Consider the following 23,804-nt stretch of genomic DNA (forward strand, 5'->3'; position numbering starts at 1 on the left):
CAGTTCAGCGCGTCAGCGTGGCCAGGGCGCGCCGGGCCAGCGCCCGTCCGCTGAGCCAGGCGCCTTCGACGCCTGCGCCGCACATCCAGTCGCCGCACAGGCCCAGGCCCGCAGGCGCGTCCCACCAGCAGCGGTTGACCAGGTGGGGTGCCGGCAGCGCATAGCGCCAGCGGTGGGCAGTGACGCGCAGGCCGCCTGGCAGAGAGTCGGACAGAGAGCCGGCCAGGGCCTCGAATGCCTGCAGCAGTTGCCCGGCCACGGATTCAGCGTCCGACTCGATGTGATCCTGGCTCCACCGTGCACTGGCATGCAGTACCCAGGTCTGCTGCCCTTGTTGCCCTTGCCGTCCTGGCTTGGCGCTGTCGCGTGCCACCCAGCACAGCGGGCCATCCGTGATTTCTGCCGCATCCCAGTCCAGCGGCAGGGGGGCGTCGGTGCGCAGCATGGCCACCCAGCAAGGCTGCATGCGTGCGCTGGCGGCCAGTGCCGCAGCATAGGGCGAGACCGGCTCCAGCAAGGCTGCCGCCTGCGGTGCAGGCACTGCCAGCACCAGGGCGCAGTATTCCGGCCCCATCTGCCCTTGTTCGGCACAGTGCACTGTCCAGCGGGCAGGCCCGTGCTGCAAATGCTGCACCGTGGCCTGCAGGTGCAGCCGTACGCCATGCCCCTGCTGTCCAAGCCGCTGGACAAGAAATGCTGCGGGAGAGGTCATGCGCGGCACGCCCACCCAGCGGTCGGGGCCTGCCTCTGCGGGCACCGCGTCTGTGCCCTGCAGGCGCACTGCGCGCGGACGCCAGGCGGCGACAACGCCGTGCTGCTCCCACTGGCGCACCTCCTGCACAAACTCCGGGTCCTGGGCTGCAAACGATGGGGCGCCGTGATCGCACTGCCACGCACCCTGCGGATCCTGCGCGCGCCGTGTGCTCATGCGCCCGGATGGGCCTCGGCTTTTCTCGAAGATATCCACGCGGCAGCCAGCCTCGGCCAGCAACTGTGCGCAGGCCAAACCCGCCATTCCTGCGCCGATCACCGCGACGGGGGGCAGGCTGTTCACAAGGCCTCCTGGCTGCGCGCTTCCTGGTTGCGCTCATGGCTGACCCAGATCAGCGCGCCGGTATCGACGCCCAGTTCCGCGGCCTTGGCGACGATGGATTGCAGGGTCTGCGGGGGCAGTTTCGGCTCCCTGGCCAGTATCCAGCAGTACTGCGTGTCCGGCCCGAGGACCAGCGCCCAGCGGTAGTCAGGGTCCAGGGCGGCCACATGGTAGCCGCCGTAGAACGGGCCGAAGAAGGAGACCTTGAGCGAAGCCGTGTCCGGCTTGCCCGTGAACAGGGCCTTGCCGACGGCGCGCTGCCACTGGCCCCGGGGCACGGAAAACCCCCGGTTCACCACCTTCACGCTGCCGTCTGCCTGCGGCGTGTACTCGGCGGTCACATCGGTCATGCCCCGCTCGAAACCATGGTCCAGCCGTGCCAGTTCATACCACAGGCCCTGGTAGCGCTGCAGGTCGAACGGTGAGACGGGCGTGACCGAGCCTGGCGGGCGCATGCTGGCGCAACCGCTGGCCAGCAGGCCGGCGCCAAGGGTCGCTGCCAGCAGGGTGCGCCGCCTGGCCATGAAGACGGGGCGGGGGGCGGGAAAGTTCATGCGTATGTCCTTGATGTTCTTGTCGTCTGCCGCCATCGGGCGACCAGCGGTTGCAGATCCCTGAGATGGCGCACCGGCGTGATGCCCGCGACAGGGCTGGAATAGAGCGCCGGGCATGCTCCACCGGCCCACAACTCGATGGCCGGCGGCAGGTGGCTGCGCAGCTCGCCCAGGCAAGCCTGCGCCATCGCTCCGTTGTGCGCGCTGCTGAAGCTCAGCCCCACGATGTCGGCGCGATGCGCCCGCGCGGCCTGTGCCACGTCGCCGATGGGCGTCTGGGTGCCCAGCGATACGCAGTTGCAGCCTTCCAGGGCCAGCAGGGCTTCGACCATGAGCAGCCCAAGTCCATGCATCTCCTGCGGCAGCGTGGTCAGCAACACCTTGGGCGCGGGCGGCGGGGAAGGCGGGACGAGCGAGGCGATCGCCTGCCTCAAGACGCCGGTGAGCACCTCGGTGTACAGGTGCTCTTCGAACACTTCAAAACGCCCCTGTGCCCAGAATTCGCCGACCGCCGTGGTCAGCGGGGCCACGAGCGTGGTCACGAAACCGGCCAGGCCCATGCGCGACTGGGCCAGGCTCAGGCAATGCCTGAGCTGGGCGGGATCATGTGCGGCAATGGCGTTGAGCATGGGTGCGAAGCGTTCAGAGTCTGCTGCATTCTCTGAATTTGTCCTGGACAAATCCATGGCTGGCGAGGTGTCGGCGCGGGCCAGCAGCGCCTGCAGGCCGTCCAGGTCCACCCCCATCAGCTTGCTGGGGCGCAGCCCCGTATCCATGAGCCGCCGGATCAGGGTCAGTTGTCGAACCTGGTCTGCCGGGTAGCGGCGATCGCCTGCCGAATCCCGTTCAGGCCTTGGAAAGCCGTAGCGTCTTTCCCAGACACGCAGGGTGTCCTTGGCAAGTCCGGTCTCGCGTTCGACGGCCGAGATGGGCAGCCCGGGGCCAGGCGCCAAAGGCAGGGGGTCAGAAAGTGGCGTCATTGATCTGAAGGGAACAAAACGTCCGGCCATGGCCGGGATGTTTTGAGGGATTTTCTGAATTGTCTAGGACAAAAATATGTTTTGTCCAATATATTACATAGAGAAACAAAGCGCGGGCCCGCTGGCCGCCACCCGGCAGGCCGCTGGCGCGATTGCTTTGTAGATCCCGGCCAGGAGATGACTGCCCCAGGCGCAGGCGAGGCTTGACATCGTGATCGCCGCGCCCGTGTGCAGTCTTTCCGGCCACGCAGTCCGTACCGATGATCATCATGAATTTGTCCAACTGGCCACTGGCCCGCCGTCTCGCAGCTGCCTTCGCATGCGTCATCGCCATTTTTCTTCTTGTCATCGCGCTGGCCGTGAGCAGCCAGGCCCGGCTCAAGGAGGCCCAGCAATGGAACGAGCACACCTTCAAGGTGATGTCCCAGGGACAGCGCATGCTCACGGGCATGGTCAACATGGAGACGGCCTCGCGGGGCTATCTCCTGTCGGGCGACTCCCGTTTTCTGGCCCCCTGGGATGAAGGACTCAAGGAGTTCGAGGCCTCCTGGCAGGAGGCCGTACGCCTGACCGAGGACAACCCCGCACAGCAGCGCCGGCTCGACGGAATCCGGCTGCGCCACCGTGAATTCGTGCAGGCGGTGCAGCCGCTGCAGGCGCTGCGGCGGCAAGTTCAGGATGGCACGGCGACGGTCGAGGATCTGGTTCGCGAGTTCTCCCTGGGGCGCGAGAAGGCGGCCATGGATGGGCTGCGCGCACTGCAGGCGGACCTGGTGCGGGAGGAGGAGGGGCTCATGGCCGAGCGCCTGACGCGCACCGAGTCGCTGGCGGCAATGACGCTGGCGTTCGAGCTGGGGGGCGCGCTGGTGGCCGTCGTGCTGGCCGCCTTGCTGGGCACCTGGGTCACGCGCTCCATCACCGGCCCCATCGGCCGGGCCATCCAGGTGGCACGCGCGGTGGCCTGCGGGGATCTGACGCAGCGGGTGGAGGCCACCACCCACGATGAAGTGGGGACCCTGCTGCGCAGCCTCGGCGAGATGAGTGATGCGCTATCGCAGGTCGTGGCCGTCGTGCGCAGCGGCAGCGAATCCGTGGCAAGTGCAAGCACGCAGATTGCCCAGGGCAACACCGACCTGTCCTCGCGAACCGAGAGCCAGGCCAGCGCGCTTGAACAGACGGCGGCCTCCATGGAGCAGCTCGGAGCGACCGTGACCCAGAACGCGGATGGCGCGGGCAAGGCCAACGCGCTCGCGCAGCAGGCCAGCGGCGTGGCCGGGCAGGCGGGCGAGGTGGTCACCCAGGTCGTGGACACGATGAAGGGCATCAGTGAAAGTTCGCGCCGCATCGCCGACATCATCAACGTCATTGACGGCATCGCGTTCCAGACCAACATCCTGGCGCTGAACGCTGCGGTGGAGGCTGCGCGTGCCGGTGAACAGGGCCGCGGCTTCGCTGTGGTGGCCTCCGAGGTCCGCAGCCTGGCCGGCCGCAGCGCGGCGGCGGCCAAGGAGATCAAGGCCCTGATCTCCGACAGCGTCGAGCGGGTCGAGCAGGGCTCTGTGCTGGCCGACCGCGCGGGGGGCACCATGGCTGAAGTGGTGATGAGCATACGCAGCGTCACCGACCTCATGGGCGAGATCAGCGCGGCTTCTGCCGAACAACGCAGCGGCGTGGCACAAGTGGGTGAGGCGGTCACGCAGATGGACCAGGCGACGCAGCAAAACGCGGCCCTGGTGGAGGAAATGGCGGCGGCAGCCACGAGCCTGCGCCAGCAGGCGCATGACCTTGTGCAGTCCGTGAGCGTTTTTCGCCTGGGGCCCCAGACGCAGGGTTGAGGCAGGGATGGCGCAGGGTGTGATGCACCTGGTGAAGACGCGGTGCGGGACTTTGGGAGAGCGGGCCTCTCTACAGGCGCCGGAGCATCAGCCGCTGCTGCCGTCCTGCCCGGGCACCGGCCGGCGTTCAAACAGTTGCGCCATGGCCCGGGAGGGCCGGAGCCCGCAGATCGCGCCATCCGGTTTTCCGAACGGAGCCTGCATTTCATTGTTCGGATTTCCGTTCCACCTTATGCATAAAAGTAAGGTCGATATAGGCGAATCAAGCAGTTAGCGCGTGGCGCAGGTGCCGGATGCGGCTGGCACGGTCTGTGCACTGTCAGGCGCAGGCCACGTGCGTCGTGGTTGTGTGTGCAGGGAGACAAGCCCGTCTTCGCAATGGCATCCGGCAGAGGCCCGGGGGCTGCGGCGGACCGGGCTCGCTTGCAAGACCGAAATACGTCCAACGAAAAAATCCGCATGAAATTCAATCGCTTGACCACCATGGTGCTCGTGGCCATGGTCCTCGGCGTGCTGGTGGGCTATGCCTGCAACAGCTACGCGCCCACGCCCGAGGCCGCCAAGGAAATCGCCAGCTACTTCGGCATCCTCACCGATGTCTTCCTGCGCATGATCAAGATGATCATCGCGCCCCTGGTGTTCGCCACCCTGGTGTCGGGCCTGGCCAACATGGGCGACGCCAAGGCCGTGGGCCGCATCGGCGGCCGCGCGCTGGGCTGGTTCATCGTGGCCTCGTTCTGCTCGCTGGCCATCGGCCTGATCTATGCGAACGTGCTGCAGCCCGGCCATGGCCTGAGCGTGGCCCTGCCGTCGTCGGCCGAAGGGCTGAACCTCAAGACCTCGGCGCTGAACCTCAAGGACTTCATCGCCCACGTGTTCCCCAAGAACATCTTCGAGGCCATGGCGACCAACGAGGTGCTGCAGATCCTGGTGTTCGCGCTGTTCTTCGGCATTGCGCTGGGCAACCTGCACAACCAGGCCGCGCGTTCCATGGTGGGCCTGATGGACGAAGTGGTCCACATCATGCTCAAGGTCACCGACTACGTGATGCGCTTCGCCCCCGTGGGCGTGTTCGGCGCCGTGGCCGGCACCATCACCATCCATGGCCTGGGCATGCTGTCGGTGTTCGGCAAGTTCATGCTGTGCTTCTACCTGGCCCTGGCCACGCTGTGGGTGCTGCTGATCGTGGCCGGCTACGTCGTGCTGGGCCGTGACATCTTCCGCCTGCTGAACCTGATCCGCGGCCCGCTGCTGGTGGGCTTTTCCACGGCCAGCAGCGAATCGACCTATCCCAAGCTGATGGAGCAGCTGGAGAAGTTCGGCATCAAGCCGCGCATCATCGGCTTCGTGCTGCCGCTGGGCTACTCGTTCAATCTCGATGGCTCCATGGTCTACACCACCTTCCTGGCCATCTTCATCGCCCAGGCCTACGGCATCGACATGACGCTGACGGCCCAGATCACCATGCTGCTGGTGCTGATGGTCTCCAGCAAGGGCATTGCCGGCGTGCCGCGCGCCTCGCTGGTGGTGGTGGCCGCCGTGCTGCCCATGTTCGGCCTGCCCGAGGCCGGCATCCTGCTGATCCTGGGCATCGACCATTTCCTGGACATGGGCCGCACGCTGACCAATGTGCTGGGCAATGCCATTGCCACGGCCGTGGTGGCCAAGTGGGAAGGCGCGGTCGATCCGAATGCCACCACGGACGACGACGAGTCGCTGCTGCCCATGGAGCACTCCCAGGAAGGGCGGCCCGCTGTCTCGGCCTGAGGCCCAGGCGGCGCTGGGGGGCACTGATAACATTGGTGCCTTCACCATGCCCGCCCGCCGCCCCCTGCGCCAGCTCATCCTGCTTTTGCTGTGGCTTGCCCTGAGCGGGCTGAGCGGCTGGGGTGCGTACCTGATGGCGCAGCGGCTGGGCATCGCCGATCTGCGTGCCACGGGCATGCACCGGCTGGAGTTGTACGGCGCCAGCCTGCAGCGCGAGATCGGCAAGTACGCCTTCCTGCCCGACGTGCTGGCACTGGAAGGCAATGTGCAAAGGCTGCTGGCCGAGCCCGGCGACGAGCAGCTCACCAACCGCGTCAACGCCTACCTGGAGCAGCTCAACGACCGCGCGGGCACGCTGACAGCCTACCTGGTCGATGCGCGCGGCCACGTCGTGGCATCCAGCAACTGGCGGCGCTCCGACAGCTACCTGGGCGAGGACCTGAGCTTTCGCCCCTACTACCGCACGGCCATGGCCACGGGCAGCGCGCGCTTCTTCGGCATTGGCACCACGCGCGGCGAGCCCGGCTACTACCTGGCCTCCACCCTGGGCGACGACACCCACACGCTGGGCGTGGCCGTGGTCAAGGTCAGCCTGGACCAGCTGGAGCAATCGTGGTCCACGGTGGAGGCGCCCGTGCTGGTGGGCGACGAGAACGGCGTCGTCATCCTGGGCACGGTCTCCGACTGGAAATTCACCACCTTGCGCACGCTGGACGAGGGCACGCGCGCCGCCTTCGACCACACGCGCCAGTACAACCGCCGCGCGCTGGAGCCGCTGGGCCTGCAGGTGCTGCGCGACCTGGGCCAGGGCGCGCGCCTGGTGCGCATTGCCCGCCATGGCGAGGAATCGCCAGGCTCGGTCTACCCGGTCAGCGGCCGCTTCCTGGCCCAGTCGCGCCAGCTGCCGGGCACGCCCTGGACGATCACCGTGCTCTCGCACCTGGAGCAGGTCGACCAGCTGGCCCAGAGCCGCGCGCTGGCCGCGGCCGTGGGCGCGGCCTTTGTGCTGCTGCTGGCCATGATGGTCAACGAGCGCCGCCGCCACCTGCGCGACCGGCTGGCCGCGCGCGAGGCGCTGCAGGCCGCGCACGACGAGCTCGAGCGCAAGGTGGAGCAGCGCACGGCCGACCTGTCGGCCGCCAACGAGGCGCTGCAGGCCGAGGTGGCCGAGCGCACCCACGCCGAGGCCACGCTGCGCGCCGCCCAGGACGAACTGGTGCAGGCCGGCAAGCTGGCCGTGATAGGCCAGCTGTCCACGGGCGTGGCCCATGAACTCAACCAGCCGCTGACGGCGCTGCGCACCCTGGCCGGCAACAGCCAGCGCTTTCTGGAGCGCGGCGATACCGAAACCACGCGCGTGAACCTGGAGCGCATGGCGCAGCTGGCCGACCGCATGGGCCGCATCACCGGCCAGCTGCGCAACTTTGCGCGCAAGTCCAGCGGCGCCAGCCAGGCCGTGCCGCTGGCGCGTGCCCTGGACAATGCGCTGGCCGTGCTGGAGTCGCGCGTGGCCGAGACCGGCGCCCGCATCCTGCGCGATGACGGCGTGCCCGAGGCCGTGGCCTGGTGCGACCGCAACCGCATCGAGCAGGTGCTGATCAACCTGATCAACAACTCCCTGGACGCCATGCGCGGCCAGCCCGCGCCCTGCCTGGAGCTGGCCTGCGCCGTGGCCGATGGCCGCGCCCAGGTCACCGTGCGCGACCACGGGCCGGGCCTGAGCGAAGCGGCGCAGGCCCATCTGTTCCAGCCGTTTTTCACCACCAAGGAAGAGGGCGTGGGCCTGGGCCTGGGGCTGGCGCTGTCGGCCGGCATCGTGCGTGAATGCGGCGGCACGCTGACGGGCAGCAACCATCCGGGCGGCGGCGCCGTCTTCACGCTGAGCCTGGCCCTGGCTCCCTCCACACCCTCTGCCGACACACCATGACCGACGCCCTCAAAGTCCTGATCATCGAGGATGACCCCGACATCGTGCTCGGCTGCGAGCAGGCGCTGCAGCTCGAAGGCATCGCCTGTGAAAGCGTGGGCAGCGCCGAGCAGGCGCGCCGGCGCCTGTCGCGCGACTTCGCGGGCATCGTGGTCAGCGACATCCGGCTGCCGCGCATGGACGGCATGGCCTTCCTGCGCGAGCTGGTGGCCATGGATGCCGAGCTGCCCGTGGTGCTGATCACCGGCCACGGCGACATCTCCATGGCCGTGCAGGCCATGAAGGACGGTGCCCAGGACTTCATCCAGAAACCCTTCGCCCCCGAAACCCTGGTCGGCGCCGTGCGCCGCGCCCTGGAGCGCCGCCGCCTGGTGCTGGAGGTGCGCGCGCTGCGCCAGCAACTGCAGCAGCGCGACAGCCTGGAGCACCGGCTGATAGGGCGCGCGCCCAACATGCGCCAGCTGCGCCAGATGCTCACGGGGCTGGCGCAAAGCGCGGCCGATGTGCTGATCCAGGGCGAGACCGGCACGGGCAAGGAACTGGTGGCGCGCTGCCTGCACGAAGCCAGCGCGCGGCGCGATGGCAATTTCGTGGCCGTCAACTGCGGCGGCCTGCCCGACACGCTGTTCGACAGCGAAATGTTCGGCAGCGAGGCCGGCGCCTATACCGGCGCGGGCAAGAAGCGCATCGGCAAGCTGGAGCACGCCAGCGGCGGCACGCTGTTCCTGGACGAGATCGAGAGCATGCCCGTGCCCATGCAGATCAAGCTGCTGCGCGTGCTGCAGGAACGCGTGCTGGAGCGCCTGGGCTCCAATACCCTGATCCCCATCGACTGCCGTGTGATCGCGGCCACCAAGGTGGATTTGCTCGAACTCAGCAGGCAGGGCCTGTTCCGCGCCGACCTCTACTACCGCCTGAACGTGGCCACCGTCTCGTTGCCGCCGCTGCGCGAGCGGCGCGAGGACGTGCCGCTGCTGTTCGAGCATTTCGCGCTGCAGGGCGCGGCGCGCCACCAGCGGCCCGTGCCCGAGCTGACCACCGCGCGCGTGCAGCAGTTGCTGGGCTATGACTGGCCCGGCAACGTGCGCGAGCTGCGCAACGTGGCCGAGCGCACGGTGCTGGGCATCGAGGCCGGCTCGCCCCCCTTCGGCCAGCCGGCCGGCACCACCGCGCAGGACACCGCGCCCCGGCCGCTGTCCGCCACCGTCGAGGCCTTCGAGCGCGCCCTCATCGCCGACGCCCTGCGCCGCCACGGCGGCAGCCTGGCACGCACGGCCGAAGCCCTGGGCAGCCCCAAGACCACGCTGCACGACAAGATCCGCAAGTACGGGCTGGATGGGTAGGCACCCTCAACCCTGCTCCCCGAACTCCACGCTTTCGCGCGTCCAGTGCCGTGCCTGCTCGCTCAGGCTCAGTCCCAGGCCGGGGCGGGTGGGCACGAGCATGCGGCCATTGGCGATTTCCAGGCGTTCGTTGAACAGCGGCTCCAGCCAGTCGAAGTGTTCCACCCAGGGCTCGTTGGCGCAGGTGGCGGCCAGGTGCACGTGCAGCTCCATGGCGAAGTGGGGCGCCAGGCTCAGGTGGGCCAGTTCGGCCTGGGCCGCGATCTGCAGGAAGGGCGTGATGCCGCCCACGCGCGGCGCGTCGGGCATGAGGAAGTCGGCGCTGCGGTGGCGTATGAGATCGCCGTGCTCGGCGGCGCTGGTCAGCATCTCGCCGGTGGCGATCGGCGTGTCGAAGCGCGCGGCCAGCGCGGCATGGCCTTCGTGGTCGTAGGCGTCCAGCGGCTCCTCGATCCAGACCAGGTTGAATTCCTCGAAGACACGGCACATGCGCTGGGCCGTGGGGCGGTCCCATTGCTGGTTGGCATCGACCATGATGGGCGCGTCATCGCCCAGGTGGGCGCGCATGGCCTCCACGCGCCGTATGTCCAGCGCGCAGTCGGGCTGGCCCACCTTGAGCTTGATGCCGCCAATGCCGCGCTCCAGCGAGGCGCTGGCGTTGCGCTTGAGCTCATCGAGCGGCGTGTGCAGAAAGCCGCCCGAGGTGTTGTAGCAGCGCACGGATTCGCGCTGCGAGCCCAGCAGCTTGGACAGCGACAGGCCCGCGCGGCGCGCCTTGATGTCGTACAGCGCCACGTCGACGGCCGCGATGGCCTGCACGGCCAGCCCGCTGCGGCCCACGGAGGCGCCGGCCCAGCACATGCGCGTCCACAGCCGTGCGATGTCGCTGGGGTCTTCGCCCAGCAGGGTGGGCGCGATCTCGCTGGCATGGGCGAACTGGCCGGGGCCGCCTGCGCGCTTGGCGTAGCTCAGGCCCAGGCCCCGGTGGCCGTCGCGGGTCTGGATCTCGGCGAACAGCATGGCTACCTCGGTCATGGGCTTTTGGCGGCCCGTGAGCACCTTGGCATCGCTGATGGGCCGGGCCAGGGGGAGGTAGCAGGACGACAGGCGTATCCACTGGATGCGGTCCTGGCTGGTGGTTTCGGAGAGCGCGGAAGAGGTCATGGCTGCGGGAGTGCGGTGGTTGGAAAAAGGACAGGGGCAGGCATCAGTCGATGCTGATCTTTCCGGCCTCGATGACCGACTTCCAGCGCGCGTATTCCTGGCGCTGGAACTCGGCGAACTGCTGGGGCGTGCCGGCCACCATCTCGTAGCCGATGGAGACGAACTGCTCGCGCACCCGGGGATCGTTGAGCGCCTCGACAAAGGCCGCATGCGCCTTGTCGCGCAGCGCAGGCGGCAGGCCCTTGGGCGCGACGATGGCCTGCCAGGAGGCGACCTCCACGTTCTTCACCCCGGCCTCGGCCAGCGTGGGCAGGTCCGGCAGCACGGGCGAGCGGCGCGGGCTGGTCACGGCCAGGGCGCGCATCTTGCCGGCCCGGATGTGCTGGATCACGGCATTGATGTTCTGGAACGAGGCATCGACCTGGCCGCCGATCAGGTCGGCATGGGCGGGCGCGCCACCCTTGTAGGGGATGTGCACGCCCTGGGTGCCCGTTTGCTGCCAGAACAGTTCGGCCGTCAGGTGGTCGCTGGAGCCGTGGCCGGCCGAGGCAAAGCTCATCTTGCCCGGATGGGCCTTGAGGTGGGCGACCACGTCGGCCACGCTGTTGTGCCGCGAGGCGGCAGGCACGACCAGCACGTTGGGCGACTGCACGGCCACGGTGATCAGGTCGAAGTCCTTGAGCGCGTCGTAGGGCAGGTTCTTGATCAGGTGGGGCACGATGACCAGCGGGCCCAGCGAGGTGACGAGAAAGGTCTGCCCGTCCGCCGCCGCGCGCTGCACGAAGGCTGCGCCGATGGTGCCCGTGGCGCCGGCCTTGTTTTCCACCACGAAGGACTGCCTGAGCTTGTCGCCCAGCCTGGGCGCCACGGCGCGCGCGACCTGGTCGGTGGAGCCGCCGGCGGGGAAGGGCACGACCAGGGTGACCGGCCTGTCGGGCCAGGCCTGGGCCGACGCAGAAAAGGCAGCGAGTGCGGCCAGGGCCAGCGCCATGGCACGAAGAATGTGATTCATCTTGTCTCCTGATTTGTGAATGACATCGTTGTCATTTCCGGGGAAATGAAAAAGCGCCGATGCCATTTTGTAGATGCAAGGATTTGCGCTTTCAGCAAAATGATATCGTTGTCATTTTGGCTGTCAATCACGATTTCTGCGATGCAGGGCAGGCTTGGCGCCCGTGCGTGGAGGGCGGTCTGCTATCTTCAGGCCCGTCCCCGATACCAGCCCGCGATCGCGCTTGCCCATGAACACACCCACACCACCCAGGCCCGCCACGCTGCACGACGTGGCCGAGGCGGCCGGCGTCTCGCTGATCACGGCCTCGCGCGCACTGGGCAATCCTTCCATCGTTTCGGAGAAGACGCGCGAGCGCGTGCGCCAGGCCGTGGAGGCCACGGGCTACATCCCCAACCTGCTGGCCGGCGGGCTCAAGTCCCGCCGCAGCCGCATGGTGGCCGGCGTGGTGCCCGCGCTGTCGGTGTCGCAGTTCCTGCCCACGGTGCAGTCATTGACGGCCACGCTGGCGCAGGAGGGCTATCAGCTGCTGCTGGGCCAGACCTTCTACGACGAGCAGCGCGAGGAGGAGGTGCTCAACGCCATGATCGGGCGCCAGCCCGACGGCATTGTGATGATGGGCCTGGTGCAGTCCGGCAAGGCGCGCGAGCGGCTGCGCAGGACCGGCATTCCCGTGGTGGAAACCTGGGACTTCAGCGACCGGCCGCTGGACATGGTGGTGGGCTTTTCCCACCTGAAGGTGGGCAGCGCGCTGGCCGGCTATTTCCTTTCGCGCGGCCTGCAGCGCGTGGGCATGGCCACGGGCAGCGACCACCGGGCCCAGCAGCGGCGCGAGGGCTTTCTTGCAGCCTGGGGCCGCGAGGTGCCCACGGTCACCGTGTCCGCGCCCGGCAGCCTGGAGCTGGGCCGGCAGGCGCTGGGCCAGTTGCTGGCGCAGCAGCCTGATCTGCAGGCCGTGGTCTGCAGCTCGGACATGCTGGCCCACGGCATTTTGGTGGAAGCCCAGGCGCGCGGCCTGCGCGTGCCCGTGGATCTGGCCGTCTCGGGCTTCGGCAATGCCGATTTCGCGGCCCATCTGCTGCCGTCGCTGACCACCGTGCATGTGGACGGGCCGGGCATAGGCCGCCTGGCCGCCGAACTCGTGCTGGCACGCTGCAAGGGCCACAGTGCCGGGCGCTCGGCGTTCGACCTGGGGTTCGAGCTGATCGAGCGGGATTCGACCCGCCGAGCTTAGAGGGTCAGCACACGGCAGCTGCCTGGCGCTCGGTCGCCAGCCCGAACAGGCTGCCCAGCGCGTGCTGGATTTCATCAGGCGCCAGCTGCCTGGTCTCGGTGCCGCTGGCCGTGATGGTCTTGAGCGCGTCGCCCACCAGGATCATGCGGCCGGCCGGCTGGTGCAGCACCACCACCCGCTTTTGCACGAAGATGGCGTCCGGGTGCGTGGAGTTCAGGTAGTTGGCAGGGGCGAAATCCACCCATTCCTGGGGCGACAGGTTGAAGGCGTACTGGTTGGCCCATTCACCGTCCACGCGGGCCTGCAGCAGGTACTCGCCCTGGTCGTCCAGGCTCAGGCGGAAGGTGTCGCCGTCCTGGCGGACCTCGGTGTCCAGCACGTCCAGGGCCATGGGGGCGCGTATGCCGTAGCTGCCAAAGCCCAGGTCGCACAGCCAGCGCCGTCCCTCGACCTCGGCCACCAGGGCCATGTGGGTGCGGGGGCGGCGTGCCGGATAGAACATGGGCCGCGCCGCCACAAAGCGGTAGGCAATGCCCAGGGCCTGCAGCGCCATGGCGAACAGGCCGTTCACCTCGTAGCAGTAGCCGCCCCGGGCGCCGCCGAGGATCTTGCCCGCAATGTCTTCGGGCACCAGAGAGACGATCTTGCCGGCCTGCACGTCCAGGTTCTCGAAAGGCACGGAAAAAAGCTGCTGGCGCATCAGCGCATGCAGGGTGGCGGCATCTGCCTGGGCGGAGTCCCCGGCACTGAAGCCGATGCGGCGGAAATAGGCCTGGAGATCGAAATTGCTGGCTTGCATGGGTTTCCTCGGGTTGCTTGATGGCTGCAACGATAAATCCGGGCAGCCAATGCCTGTATAAGCAGAATCCAAGAAAACTGACCTGTACAGATTGGCATGCCCACCAACAACGAACCCTTGCCCCACTACCGCCGCATTGCCCAGGCCCTGCGCCAGACGCTGGCCTGCGGCGCACTGCGCCCCGGCGACAGGCTGATCTCCGCCCGCAGCCTGGCCGAGCGCGAACAGGTCAGCCTGCCCACCGCATTGGAGGCACTGCGCTGCCTGGAGGCCGAGGGCCTGATCGTCGCGCGTCCGCGCTCGGGCTACTTTGTGCGGCAGGCAACCGGCGGCGCGGCGCTGCAGGCATCCCGCCCGTCGTCGCGCCCCGTGCCCGTGACCCTGTCGGCCCTGGCGCGCTCGCTGTTCAGCAGTCCCGACACGCGCCTGATCCCGCTGGGTGCGGCATTGCCCGATCCGGCCTGGCTGCCCACGGCCCGGCTGCAGCGCGCGCTGCAGACCGCCGGGCGCCGCCTGGACGCGCACGGGCAGACCTACAGCATGCCGCCGGGCCGCGCCGACCTGCGCGGCCAGATCGCGGCCCGGGCTGCGCAATGGGGTGCGCGCTTCGGCCCCGACGACCTGGTCCTGACGGCAGGCGCGACCCAGGCCGTGCGGCTGGCCCTGCGCGCCGTGTGCAAGCCCGGCGATGTCGTGGCCGTAGAGCGGCCCGCCTATTTCGGCAGCCTGCTGCTGCTGGAGGACCTGGGCCTGAAGGCGTTGGAGATTGCCACCGATCCCCGCGAAGGCCTGCTGCTGGAGCCGCTGGCCGAGGCCATTGCCCGCCACCGGCCGGCTGCCGTGCTGGCATCGCCCACCGTGCAGAACCCGCTGGGCGCCAGCATGCCGGTGGAGCGCAAGCAGGCCCTGCTGGCGCTGCTGGAGCGGGCAGGCATTCCCTTGATCGAAGACGATGTCTATGGCGACCTTGCAGGCGACGGACAGCGCCCGCCGGCCTGCAAGGCCTTCGACGGCAGCGGCAACGTGCTGTATTGCGGCTCGGTGTCCAAGACCCTGGCGCCGGGCTGGCGCGTGGGCTGGATTGCGGCGGGTCGCTTCCATGCCCAGGTGCTGCAGGTGCGCCTGGCGGGCGACTGGGCCGGTGCGCCGCTGCTGGAGGCCGCCGTGAGCGAGGTGCTGGCCAGCGGCGACTACGACCGGCACCTGCGCCGTCTCAAGTCCCGCGTGCAGGCCGGGGTGCAGGCCGTCACGGCCAGGGTCGAGGCCAGCTTTCCGCCCGGCACCCGCGTCTCGGCCCCGCGCGCGGGCTTTCTGCTGTGGGTGGAACTGCCGCGCCAGGTCAATGCACTGGAGGTGCACCGCCGCGCGCTGGAGCTGGGCATTGGCGTCAGCCCCGGCCCGCTGTTCTCATCGCGCTCGGACCTGCCCAACCACCTGCGCCTGAACTGCGCCAACGAGCCCACGCCGCGCCTGCTGGGGGCCGTGGGGCAGGTGGGGGAGATATGCCGGGGTTTGGTCGAGGGTGCTGCTGCGCGGCAGGGGGCACAGGTCGGCCAGCCTACTTCTTCTCGCGCGGCACGCGCCCCATGAGGAAGAACTCGGGATTGGGCTGCATGCCGGCAAAGCTGGCCATGCGGTTGGACAGGCCGAAGAAGGCGGTGATCGCGGCGATGTCCCAGATGTCCTCGTCGTCGAAGCCATGGGCGTGCAGCGCCTCGAAGTCGGCCTCGCAGATTTCATGGCTGCGTTCGCAGACCTTCATGGCGAAGTCCAGCATGGCGCGCTGGCGGGCGCTGATGTCGGCCTTGCGGTAGTTGACCGCCACCTGGTCGGCCACGTAGGGCTGCTTTTCGTAGATGCGCAGGATGGCGCCGTGGGCCACCACGCAGTACAGGCACTGGTTGGCCGCGCTGGTGGTGGTGACGATCATCTCGCGCTCGCCCTTGGTCAGGCTGCCTTCTTCCTTGAGCATGAGGGCATCGTGGTAGGCGAAGAAGGCACGCCACTCGGCAGGGCGGCGCGCAAAGGCCAGGAAGACGTTGGGGATGAAACCGGCCTTTTCCTGCACTTCAAGGATGCGGGTGCGGATGTCCTCGGGCAGGCTGGACAGTTCGGGCTGGGGGTAGCGGGCGGTGGCCATGTGTCTTGTCTCCTGGGTGTGGTGGTTGTCGTTGCGGTCCATGTTCGCATGGCCTGCGCTGCGCGGGGTGAACGCGCATGACAGCCTGCCTGCCGCCGAGGTTGCAGATTGCGCCCGGGCTCAGGCGGGCGCCATCTCCGGCTCAGGCCGTTGTGCAAACCAGTCGCCCAGAAAGCCGGTGAGCGCGCGGATCCGGGCCGACATCTCGCTGCGCGTGGCGTGCACCAGGTAGATGTCGGCCGCAGGCAGCTGCCATTGGGGCAGGACCTCACGCAGGGCGCCTGCGGCCAGCGGCGCGGCCACGTCCCACAGCGAGCGCTGCAGGATGCCGTGGCCGTCCAGTGCCCAGGTCAGGGCTGCAGCGCCATCGTTGGTGCTCATCACGCCGTTGACCTTGATGTTGTGCTCGCTCAGGCCCTGGCGCGTGCGGCGGCTCAGGCGCCAGCTGCCATAGGTTTCGTCGCTCTCGCGGATCACGATGCAGCGGTGGGCCTGCAGGTCCGCAGGCTGGCGTGGCTCGCCATGGGCGTTGAGGTAGGAGGGCGCGGCGCACAGCACGCGGCGGTTGGGCAGCAGCAGGCGGGCGGTGAGGCCGGAGTCGGGCAGGGCGCCAAAGCGCACCACGGCGTCAAAGCCCTGCTCGACCAGGTTGACGGGCCTGTCCGTCAGGTGCAGCTGCACTTGCACCTCGGGATAGGCGCGCGCAAAGGCCGACAGCGCGGGCGCCAGCCGCTGGCGGCCAAAGCCCAGCGTGCAGGCGATGGACAGCGGGCCGCGCGCCGTGGCGCGCGTGCCCGAGATGCTGCGCTCCAGCGCCTCCAGGTCGGCCAGGATGCGCGCACCGTCCAGCAGGTAGGCTTCGCCCTCGGGCGTCAGGTGGATGCGCCGTGTCGTGCGCTGCAGCAGGCGCACGCCCAGGCGCCGCTCCAGCAAGGACAGGCGGCGGCTGACGGCGGGCGGCGTCACGCCCATCTGCTGGGCCGCAGCGGCCAGGCTGCCTTCGCGGATCAGCAGCGAGAAGAAACGCAGGTCGGAAAAGCCGTCCATGGTGGATGCGGTGGATGGTTGATTCGTAAATTGAACTGATGGATCAATGCAATATTTTGCTATTTATGCAGCCTGGTTTACTGATTAGCATGGCAGGCTGACAGTCATGAACAACGTAGAAGGAATCTCCGGGATGCACACAGATCCATGGATGCCGGGCCTGCGCCAGCAGCGCATCACGGTCGATGACGGGGTGGAGATCAACGCCTGGGTGGGCGGCCAGGGGCCGGCCCTGCTGCTGGTGCACGGCCACCCGCAGACCAGCGCCATCTGGCACCGCGTCGCGCCCCGGCTGGCGCAGCAGTTCACCGTGGTGCTGGCCGACCTGCGCGGCTATGGCGACTCCTCGCGCCCCGCCGGCGACCCCGAGCATGTGAACTACAGCAAGCGCACCATGGCCCGCGACCTGCTGCGGCTGATGGCGCGGCTGGGCCATGAGCATTTCAGCGTGCTGGCGCATGACCGGGGCGCGCGCGTGGCGCACCGGCTGGCCATGGACTATCCCGCCAGCGTGCAGCGCCTGGTGCTGCTGGACATTGCGCCCACGCTGGCCATGTACGAGCAGACCGGCGAGGCCTTTGCGCGCGCCTACTGGCACTGGTTCTTCCTGATCCAGCCCGCGCCGCTGCCCGAGCGCCTGATCGAGGCCGACCCCGCCGCCTATGTGCGCGAGATCATGGGCCGGCGCAGCGCCGGCCTGGCGCCCTTCGATCCCCGGGCGCTGGCCGAGTACCAGCGCTGCCTGGCGCTGCCGGGCAGCGCGCACGGCATGTGCGAGGACTACCGCGCCTCGGCCGGCATCGACCTGAATCATGACCGCGAGGACCGCCGGCTGGGGCGCAGGCTGTCCATGCCGCTGCTGGTGCTCTGGGGCGAGGAGGGCGTGGTGCACCGCTGCTTCGATCCGCTGCGCGAGTGGCAGCTCGTGGCCGACGATGTGCGCGGCTGGCCGCTGGCCTGCGGGCACTACATTGCCGAGGAGGCGCCCGATGCACTGCTGGACGCGGCCCTGCCATTTCTGTTGCAGGCCGGGTGAGTGCGGTCATTGCTGGCTTTCGGGACTGCATTCAGGCAAGCCGACAAAAAAGGGCAAAGAGGGCAAAGGTGCATTCGCACCATATCTGGGGAGACATAGCGTTCTCCATGGATTCAATTGGTATGCCAATCGTGTCCGGAAAAGGTAAGCAATTGAAAAAACCGCATGCCTGCTGCCCGCATGCAATGCCCAGGTCCCAATCCTTGAAAGCCGCTGGAGACAAGGCCTGGCAAGGGCTGGGCAACGCCTTGCGCCCATAGGGAACCACCGCACAAGGTGCAGGCGGGCCAATGCGCGGCCCATTGCCGATGCATGGTGAAACGCCGAACTGATACAGTCGCGCGGCCCGCCCGAGGGGGAGGGTCTTATTCATCACGGGATATTCACAATGAGCAACAAGAAAACCGCAGTGGCTGCTGCCGTGGCATTGGCCGTCGTGGCCTATGGAGGAACCACCTGGTATACGGGCCAAAGGGCCGAGTCCGGCTACAAGGATGCCGTGGCCGAATTGCGCAAGGTGCTGGGCGAGAAGGCCGTCGTGACCGACGAATACCACAAGGGATTCCTGTCGTCCCAGGCCAAGCTGGTGCTGCAGTGGCCTGCGGCTGGCGAGGCCGATGCGCCCGCCGCTGCAGACGCCGGCGCAGAAGCCGCCCCCAAGCCCGTGCGCCTGGTGGTGGACACCACGGTGCGCCACGGCCCGCTGGCCGGTGGCCGCCTGGCGGCAGCGGTGTCGGAGACGCGCTTTGCGCTCGACGGCCTGGACGAAAAGAGCCGCCAGACCCTGGCCAAGGCTGTCGCTCCCACGCTGACCAGCGTGCACCACTTCACGGGCGGCCAGGATGTGCGCCTGCTGCTGCCTGCAGGCGAGATGGGCGACAACGAAGTCACCATGCGCTGGCAGGAAATGGTGCTGGACACGGCCCTGGGCGGTGGCAGCGTCAAGGGCACCTGGCGCTGGCCCGAGGTGGCCCTGCTGGGCCTGCCCAGCCGCGACAAGTCCATGGGCGTGGAAGAGGAAGAGGGCGAGGAGGAGGAGGAATCCGACAACGACGAGGCCATCGCCGCCCAGCCGGCCGCAGCGCCGGTGGAGCGCACCAGCATCGTGCTCACGGGCCTGGAAAGCAGCTTCGAGAACAAGGTCATCGACGGCCTGTGGGGCCTGGGCCCCGGCAAGGCCAGCGTGCGCATCGCCCGCTTCGGCATGAGCAGCACGCCCGCCGAAGGCGGCGAGGCCAAGACGCTGCTGGACCTCAAGAACGTGGACGGCAGCTCGGTCATCGAGTCCGACAAGACCACGCTGGGCATGACCACCCAGGTCAAGGGCACGGGCCGTATCGGCCCCATCGATTTCGAGTCCGTGGGCTACGAGGAAAAGATCCAGCGCCTGGACATCGAGGCGCTGCGCGGCTTCCAGCGCGTCATGGTCGAGGGCTATCGCAAGGAGGGCCTGGCCAAGGCACTGGAATCGCTGGAAGAGCAGGGCATGGGCGTGCTGATGCAGAACGCCCCGCGCCTGGTGGCGGCCCTGCCGGCCTACTCCATGAAGCTGCAGGCCACCTACCAGGGCCAGACCGGCCACCTGGAGTACGGCGCCGAAGTGCAAAGCGCGCCCACGCAGGAGCAGGTCGCCCAGGCCGGCTGGATGCCGGCGCTGCTCAAGACCTCGGCACTGCAGGCCAATGCCAGCCTGCCCAAGGCCTGGCTGGAGCCGCTGATCAAGGCATCGGGCAAGCCCGATGTCTCGGCCGAGGATGTGGAAGGCATGCTGGGCATGGCCCAGGCCACGGGCTATGCCCGCCTGGAAGGCGACAAGCTGGTCAGCGCGCTCAAGATGCAGGCCGGCCAGGTCACGCTCAACGGCAAGCCCATCGCCCTGCCCATGGGCGCGCTGCAGTAAGCGGCCTTCCACCTTCCGGGCGTCGCCCCGGAAGGGGTTCTCAGGGATGCCACTGGCTGGCGCGCACCACAGGGGCCTGTGTGCTGGCGCTGCCCGCCAGCGCATAGGACAGCTGGTTGGCCGCCGCCACCACCGTCTGCGCCATGGCTTCCAGCCGGGCCTCGGGCAGGCGCGATGCCGGCCCCGAGATGCACACCGATCCCATCAGCCGCCAGTGCATGCCGAACACCGGCGCCGACACCGTGGCCACGCCCTGTTCGCGCTCGCCGATGGACCAGTGGTAGCCGCGCTGGCGGATCTGTTCGTACACCGGCCCTGGCTCGCCTGAAAACGCCAGGATCACGCGCCCTGGCGAGCCCTGGTCCAGCGGCAGCCCCTCGCCCATGCGCGCATGGTGGCGCAGGGCCTGCGGCCCTTCCACGCGCACGAGGCAGGTGCGCACATTGCCTTCGCGCACATAGAAGGCCGCGCTCTCGCCGCTGGCCTGCGTGAGCGCGCGCAGCGCGGGCTCCAGCACGTTCTGCACATCGAAGCCCGCCTGGTAGCGCGCACCCAGCCAGCCAGCGGCCGGGCCCAGGCGCCAGTCCCCATCGTCCCTTTGCACCATGAAGCCCGACTGCGCCAGCGTGCGCGCCAGCCGCAGCACCGTGGTCTTGTGCAGCGCGCAGCGCCGGCTCAGTTCCGCCAGGGACAGGTGCGACTCCCCGAGGGCGAAGGCGCCAAGCAGCTGCAAGGCACGCGTGACGGCGATGACGCCGCCGTCCTTGGCCGCGCTGGCCTTGTCATCGGGTGGCTGCGCCGGGGAAGGGGTGCTGGGGGGCTTGTTCATGGTGCAAGGCATGCAATTGGTTGCGCTGTATGAAACGGCATTGTATGGGTTGAAACGTTTTCATAAAGTTCGTCCCACGCACCGCAGCCATGCGGGCGTTGGACACAACAAACGGAGACAAACCGCCATGCCGATTCCCTCGCTTTCGCGTTGCCTCAACGCACGCCTTCTTGCCGTCCTGGTCGGCGTTGCCGCCATCGTGCCCATGGGCGCTGCCCAGGCCCAGGACGCCTATCCCCGCAAGCCCATCCGCCTGGTCGTGCCGTTTCCGCCCGGTGGCGGCACGGACATGATCGCGCGCACCGTGGCCCAGCGGCTGGCGGACCACAACAAGTGGACCGTGGTGGTGGACAACCGGCCCGGCGCCGGCGGCAACCTGGGCGTGGACGCCGTGGCCAAGGCCGCGCCGGACGGCCATACCCTGGTCATGGGCCAGACCAGCAACCTGGCCATCAACCCCTCGCTGTACGCCAGGCTGCCCTATGACCCGCTGAAGGATCTGGTGCCCGTGGCGCTGGTGGCTTCCGCGCCCATCGTCATGGCCGCGCCGGCCAACTCGCCCTACAAGACCTTTGCCGACCTGGTCAAGGCCGCCAAGGCCAAGCCCGACGGCCTCACGCTGGGCTACCCGGGCAACGGCACGGTGGCGCACCTGGCCGGCGAACTGGCCGAGAACGCGGCCGGCATCAAGCTGCGCCATGTGCCCTACAAGGGCGCAGCACAGGCCATGACCGACCTGGTGGGCGGGCAGATCGATTTCTACATGTCCGCCGTGCCCACGCTGCTGGGCCAGGTGCGCAACGGCAAGCTGCGCGCAGTGATGGTCACCTCGCTCAAGCGCTCCGCCCAGCTGCCGCAGACGCCCACGCTGGCCGAGTCCGGCTACCAGGATTTCGAGGCCGTCACCTGGTTCGGGGTGCTGGCGCCGGCCGGGACGCCCCAGGCCATCGTGCAGCAGCTGAACAAGGCCATCAACGATGCGCTGCTGGTGCCCGAGGTGGCCGAGAAGCTGCGCTCCGAAGGCGGCGAGGTGCTGGGCGGCTCGTCCGAGAAGTTCGCCGCGCTGCTGCGCGCCGAGGTGCCGCGCTGGGCACGCATCGTCAAGGACTCGGGCGCCAGCCTGGACTGAGCCCGGGGCAGGGGCGCCAGCCCTTTCGCTTCCTTCTCGCTCCCACCTCCCTTCCTTTCCTCCATCGAGATCTCGCCATGGACTGCGACAGCCTTGCCGTGCCCGTCCGTTTCTCGCAGGGCAGCGCCCGGCCCCGTGCCGTGCTGCCCCCGGATGCCTGCGACTGCCATGTGCATGTCTATGACGGCCGCTACCCGGCAACCCCGGGCGCGCGGCTGCTGCCGCCCGACGCCTCGGCCGGCGACTACCGCGCGCTGCAGCGGCGCCTGGGCACCTCGCGCTGCGTGCTGGTCACGCCGTCCACCTACGGCAGCGACAACCGCTGCATGTTGGACGGGCTGGCCGCCCTCGGCCCGCAGGCGCGGGGCGTGGCCGTGATCGATGGCAGCGAAAGCGATGACCAGCTGCAGCGCCTGCACGGCCTGGGCGTGCGCGGCGTGCGGCTGAACCTGTCGCTGGGCGTGACGGGCACGGCCGAGCTGCTGGTGCCGCTGGCCCGCCGCATCGCGCCGCTGGGCTGGCATCTGCAACTGCTGATGGCGCCGGACCTGCTGGCGTCGCTGGCCGGCGTGCTGCGGCAATTGCCGGTGCCGCTGGTGTTCGACCACTTCGGCCGCATTGCCCCCGAGCAGGCGGGGCGCCATGCGGGCCATGCGCTGCTGCTGGAGCTGCTGGAGGGCGGCAGGGCCTGGGTCAAGTTGTCCGGCGGCTACATCGTCAGCGCGCTGCAGTCGGTCGAAGACCCGGCGCTGGACGCCCTGGCCGCCAGCTATCTGCGCTGCGCGCCCGAGCGTGTGCTCTGGGGCAGCGACTGGCCGCATGTCAGCGCCTCGGCAGGCATGCAGCCCCTGCCTGATGACGCCCGCCAGATCGACCGCCTGGCCGACTGGACCGCCCATGCCGGCGGTGCCGCCACGCTGCGGCGCGTGCTGGTGGACAACCCCCGGGCGCTGTACGGCTTCGAGACCGCAGCGCCGCCATTGCATTGCACACAAGCAGGAGACAAACCATGAACACCTTCCATCCCACGCGCCGCACCCTGCTGGCCGCAGGGGGCGCCGCCCTGCTGGGGCCGCTGTGCAGCGCCGCCGTCCACGCGCAGCCCGCATGGCCGGCAGGCAAGCTCATCACCTGGGTCGTGCCCTATCCGCCCGGCGGCAGCACCGATGTGCTGGGCCGCCAGGTGGCACTGCACCTGGGCAAGGCCCTGGGCAGCACCGTGATCGTGGACAACCGCGCGGGCGCCACGGGCACCATCGGCGCGGCCTACGTGGCCAAGGCGGCGCCGGACGGCCACACGCTGCTGGGCACCTCCATCGGTCCGCAGGCGATCGCGCCCCACCTCATGGGCAAGCTGCCCTATGACCCGATTGCGGGCTTCGAGCCCGTCATCACCATAGGCACCATTCCCCATTTGCTGGTGGTGGGCGCGGCCCAGCCCTTCCAGTCGGTGGCCGATCTGCTGGCCGCCGCCAAGGCGCAGCCGGGCCAGCTGGCCTTTGCCTCGGGCGGCAGCGGAACCATCTTGCAGATGCAGGGCGAGCTGCTGCAAAGAAAGGGCGGCGTGCGCTTCATCCATGCGCCCTACAAGGGCGACACGCCCGCGCTGCAGGACACGCTGGCGGGGCAGGTGCAGTTCATGTTCGCCCCCGTGGCCGCCGCGCTGCCCCATGTGCAGGGCGGCAAGCTGCGCGCGCTGGCCGTGACCTCGGCGGCGCGCCTGAAGGCCCTGCCTGACGTGCCCACCATGGCCGAGGCCGGCATCGGCGACTTCGTGGTCGAGCAGTGGCAGGCCGTCTTTGCGCCGGCCAGGACGCCGGCCGCCATCGTGCAGCGGCTGAACCAGGAGATCGGCCAGGCGCTCAGGGACCCGGCCGTCGTGGCACTGGCCGAGCGGCTGGGCGTGACCCTGGTCGGCGGCACGCCACGGCAATTGGGCGAGCTGCAGAAATCCGACTCCGCCAAGTGGGCCCAACTCATCCGCGAGGCCGGTATCAAGGCCGACTGACGCGCGC

Annotated in this window: 21 protein-coding genes; 11 read left to right on the forward strand and 10 right to left on the reverse strand. The window is 68.9% G+C overall.

What is annotated here, in order from left to right; genetic code table 11:
• Window positions 1–4 precede the first annotated feature (4 nt).
• Genes AC5I49_RS11920 through AC5I49_RS11935 form a run of 4 tightly spaced genes read right to left on the reverse strand, consistent with a single transcriptional unit; the run spans window position 5 to window position 2,898 of the window.
• Complete coding sequence (locus AC5I49_RS11920; protein ID WP_126311515.1) at window positions 5–1,054, reverse strand: NAD(P)/FAD-dependent oxidoreductase; 1,050 nt, start codon at window positions 1,052–1,054, stop codon at window positions 5–7.
• Window positions 1,051–1,683 (reverse strand): lipocalin family protein, encoded by a 633-nt coding sequence (locus AC5I49_RS11925; RefSeq protein WP_495789392.1) that lies wholly within the window; start codon window positions 1,681–1,683, stop codon window positions 1,051–1,053. Before AC5I49_RS11925 ends, AC5I49_RS11920 begins: the two co-directional genes overlap by 4 nt.
• Window positions 1,644–2,627, reverse strand: coding sequence for a MerR family transcriptional regulator (locus AC5I49_RS11930; protein ID WP_495789393.1), 984 nt, complete (start codon window positions 2,625–2,627; stop codon window positions 1,644–1,646). The genes AC5I49_RS11925 and AC5I49_RS11930 overlap by 40 nt, the downstream gene beginning before the upstream one ends.
• A complete protein-coding gene (locus tag AC5I49_RS11935) occupies window positions 2,611–2,898 on the reverse strand; it encodes a hypothetical protein (protein WP_495789394.1) in 288 nt (95 codons plus the stop codon). Before AC5I49_RS11935 ends, AC5I49_RS11930 begins: the two co-directional genes overlap by 17 nt.
• Here AC5I49_RS11935 and AC5I49_RS11940 point away from each other — a divergent pair.
• The 4 genes from AC5I49_RS11940 to AC5I49_RS11955 all read left to right on the forward strand — a co-directional run bounded on the left by AC5I49_RS11940 (window position 2,888) and on the right by AC5I49_RS11955 (window position 9,499).
• Window positions 2,888–4,462, forward strand: coding sequence for a methyl-accepting chemotaxis protein (locus AC5I49_RS11940; protein WP_495789395.1), 1,575 nt, complete (start codon window positions 2,888–2,890; stop codon window positions 4,460–4,462). The two genes, AC5I49_RS11935 and AC5I49_RS11940, sit on opposite strands and share 11 nt — an antisense overlap.
• A 459-nt stretch (window positions 4,463–4,921) precedes the next feature.
• Window positions 4,922–6,229, forward strand: a complete 1,308-nt coding sequence (locus tag AC5I49_RS11945; protein WP_016446285.1) for a dicarboxylate/amino acid:cation symporter — start codon at window positions 4,922–4,924, stop codon at window positions 6,227–6,229.
• Window positions 6,230–6,275: 46 nt separating this feature from the next.
• A complete protein-coding gene (locus AC5I49_RS11950) occupies window positions 6,276–8,156 on the forward strand; it encodes a sensor histidine kinase (protein ID WP_016451540.1) in 1,881 nt (626 codons plus the stop codon).
• A complete protein-coding gene (locus AC5I49_RS11955) occupies window positions 8,153–9,499 on the forward strand; it encodes a sigma-54-dependent transcriptional regulator (protein ID WP_046988154.1) in 1,347 nt (448 codons plus the stop codon). The genes AC5I49_RS11950 and AC5I49_RS11955 overlap by 4 nt, the downstream gene beginning before the upstream one ends.
• A 6-nt stretch (window positions 9,500–9,505) precedes the next feature.
• Here the strand turns inward: AC5I49_RS11955 and AC5I49_RS11960 are convergent, their stop codons facing one another.
• Together AC5I49_RS11960 and AC5I49_RS11965 are read right to left on the reverse strand one after the other, a co-directional pair.
• On the reverse strand, window positions 9,506–10,663 hold the full coding sequence (locus AC5I49_RS11960; RefSeq protein ID WP_495789396.1) for an L-talarate/galactarate dehydratase: 1,158 nt from the start codon (window positions 10,661–10,663) through the stop codon (window positions 9,506–9,508).
• 43 nt (window positions 10,664–10,706) lie between these two features.
• Window positions 10,707–11,675, reverse strand: a complete 969-nt coding sequence (locus tag AC5I49_RS11965) for a Bug family tripartite tricarboxylate transporter substrate binding protein (RefSeq protein WP_495789397.1) — start codon at window positions 11,673–11,675, stop codon at window positions 10,707–10,709.
• 229 nt (window positions 11,676–11,904) lie between these two features.
• On the opposite strand from AC5I49_RS11965, the gene AC5I49_RS11970 reads away from it, so the two are divergent.
• Entirely contained in the window at window positions 11,905–12,909 is a 1,005-nt protein-coding gene (locus tag AC5I49_RS11970; RefSeq protein WP_046239660.1) for a LacI family DNA-binding transcriptional regulator, read from the forward strand.
• Between the two features lie 4 nt (window positions 12,910–12,913).
• Here AC5I49_RS11970 and AC5I49_RS11975 read toward each other — a convergent pair whose 3' ends face one another.
• Complete coding sequence (locus AC5I49_RS11975) at window positions 12,914–13,708, reverse strand: arylamine N-acetyltransferase family protein (protein ID WP_252651983.1); 795 nt, start codon at window positions 13,706–13,708, stop codon at window positions 12,914–12,916.
• 96 nt (window positions 13,709–13,804) lie between these two features.
• On the opposite strand from AC5I49_RS11975, the gene AC5I49_RS11980 reads away from it, so the two are divergent.
• A complete protein-coding gene (locus AC5I49_RS11980; RefSeq protein ID WP_495789398.1) occupies window positions 13,805–15,298 on the forward strand; it encodes an aminotransferase-like domain-containing protein in 1,494 nt (497 codons plus the stop codon).
• Here AC5I49_RS11980 and AC5I49_RS11985 read toward each other — a convergent pair.
• Together AC5I49_RS11985 and AC5I49_RS11990 are read right to left on the reverse strand one after the other, a co-directional pair.
• Window positions 15,267–15,848 carry a peroxidase-related enzyme gene (locus AC5I49_RS11985; RefSeq protein ID WP_026061994.1) on the reverse strand — a complete coding sequence of 194 codons (582 nt, stop codon included), beginning with the start codon at window positions 15,846–15,848 and terminating at the stop codon, window positions 15,267–15,269. The two genes, AC5I49_RS11980 and AC5I49_RS11985, sit on opposite strands and share 32 nt — an antisense overlap.
• Before the next feature lie 120 nt (window positions 15,849–15,968).
• Window positions 15,969–16,895, reverse strand: a complete 927-nt coding sequence (locus tag AC5I49_RS11990; RefSeq protein WP_244388090.1) for a LysR family transcriptional regulator — start codon at window positions 16,893–16,895, stop codon at window positions 15,969–15,971.
• 133 nt (window positions 16,896–17,028) lie between these two features.
• Here AC5I49_RS11990 and AC5I49_RS11995 point away from each other — a divergent pair, with 133 nt between their 5' ends.
• Together AC5I49_RS11995 and AC5I49_RS12000 are read left to right on the forward strand one after the other, a co-directional pair.
• The gene (locus tag AC5I49_RS11995) at window positions 17,029–17,931 is read left to right on the forward strand and encodes an alpha/beta fold hydrolase (protein ID WP_495789399.1); all 903 of its coding nucleotides are present in this window, start codon (window positions 17,029–17,031) and stop codon (window positions 17,929–17,931) included.
• 388 nt (window positions 17,932–18,319) lie between these two features.
• On the forward strand, window positions 18,320–19,831 hold the full coding sequence (locus AC5I49_RS12000; RefSeq protein ID WP_070080457.1) for a YdgA family protein: 1,512 nt from the start codon (window positions 18,320–18,322) through the stop codon (window positions 19,829–19,831).
• Between the two features lie 40 nt (window positions 19,832–19,871).
• Here AC5I49_RS12000 and AC5I49_RS12005 read toward each other — a convergent pair whose 3' ends face one another.
• Window positions 19,872–20,660 (reverse strand): IclR family transcriptional regulator, encoded by a 789-nt coding sequence (locus tag AC5I49_RS12005; protein WP_016451548.1) that lies wholly within the window; start codon window positions 20,658–20,660, stop codon window positions 19,872–19,874.
• A 127-nt stretch (window positions 20,661–20,787) separates the two neighbouring features.
• Here AC5I49_RS12005 and AC5I49_RS12010 point away from each other — a divergent pair, with 127 nt between their 5' ends.
• From AC5I49_RS12010 to AC5I49_RS12020, 3 genes are all read left to right on the forward strand, one after another.
• Entirely contained in the window at window positions 20,788–21,789 is a 1,002-nt protein-coding gene (locus tag AC5I49_RS12010; protein WP_012206083.1) for a Bug family tripartite tricarboxylate transporter substrate binding protein, read from the forward strand.
• A gap of 77 nt (window positions 21,790–21,866) precedes the next feature.
• On the forward strand, window positions 21,867–22,802 hold the full coding sequence (locus AC5I49_RS12015; protein ID WP_046987105.1) for an amidohydrolase family protein: 936 nt from the start codon (window positions 21,867–21,869) through the stop codon (window positions 22,800–22,802).
• Window positions 22,799–23,797 (forward strand): Bug family tripartite tricarboxylate transporter substrate binding protein, encoded by a 999-nt coding sequence (locus tag AC5I49_RS12020; RefSeq protein ID WP_016446269.1) that lies wholly within the window; start codon window positions 22,799–22,801, stop codon window positions 23,795–23,797. Before AC5I49_RS12015 ends, AC5I49_RS12020 begins: the two co-directional genes overlap by 4 nt.
• The last annotated feature ends 7 nt before the right edge of the window (window positions 23,798–23,804 follow it).

It is taken from the genome of Delftia sp. (genome assembly GCF_059499305.1).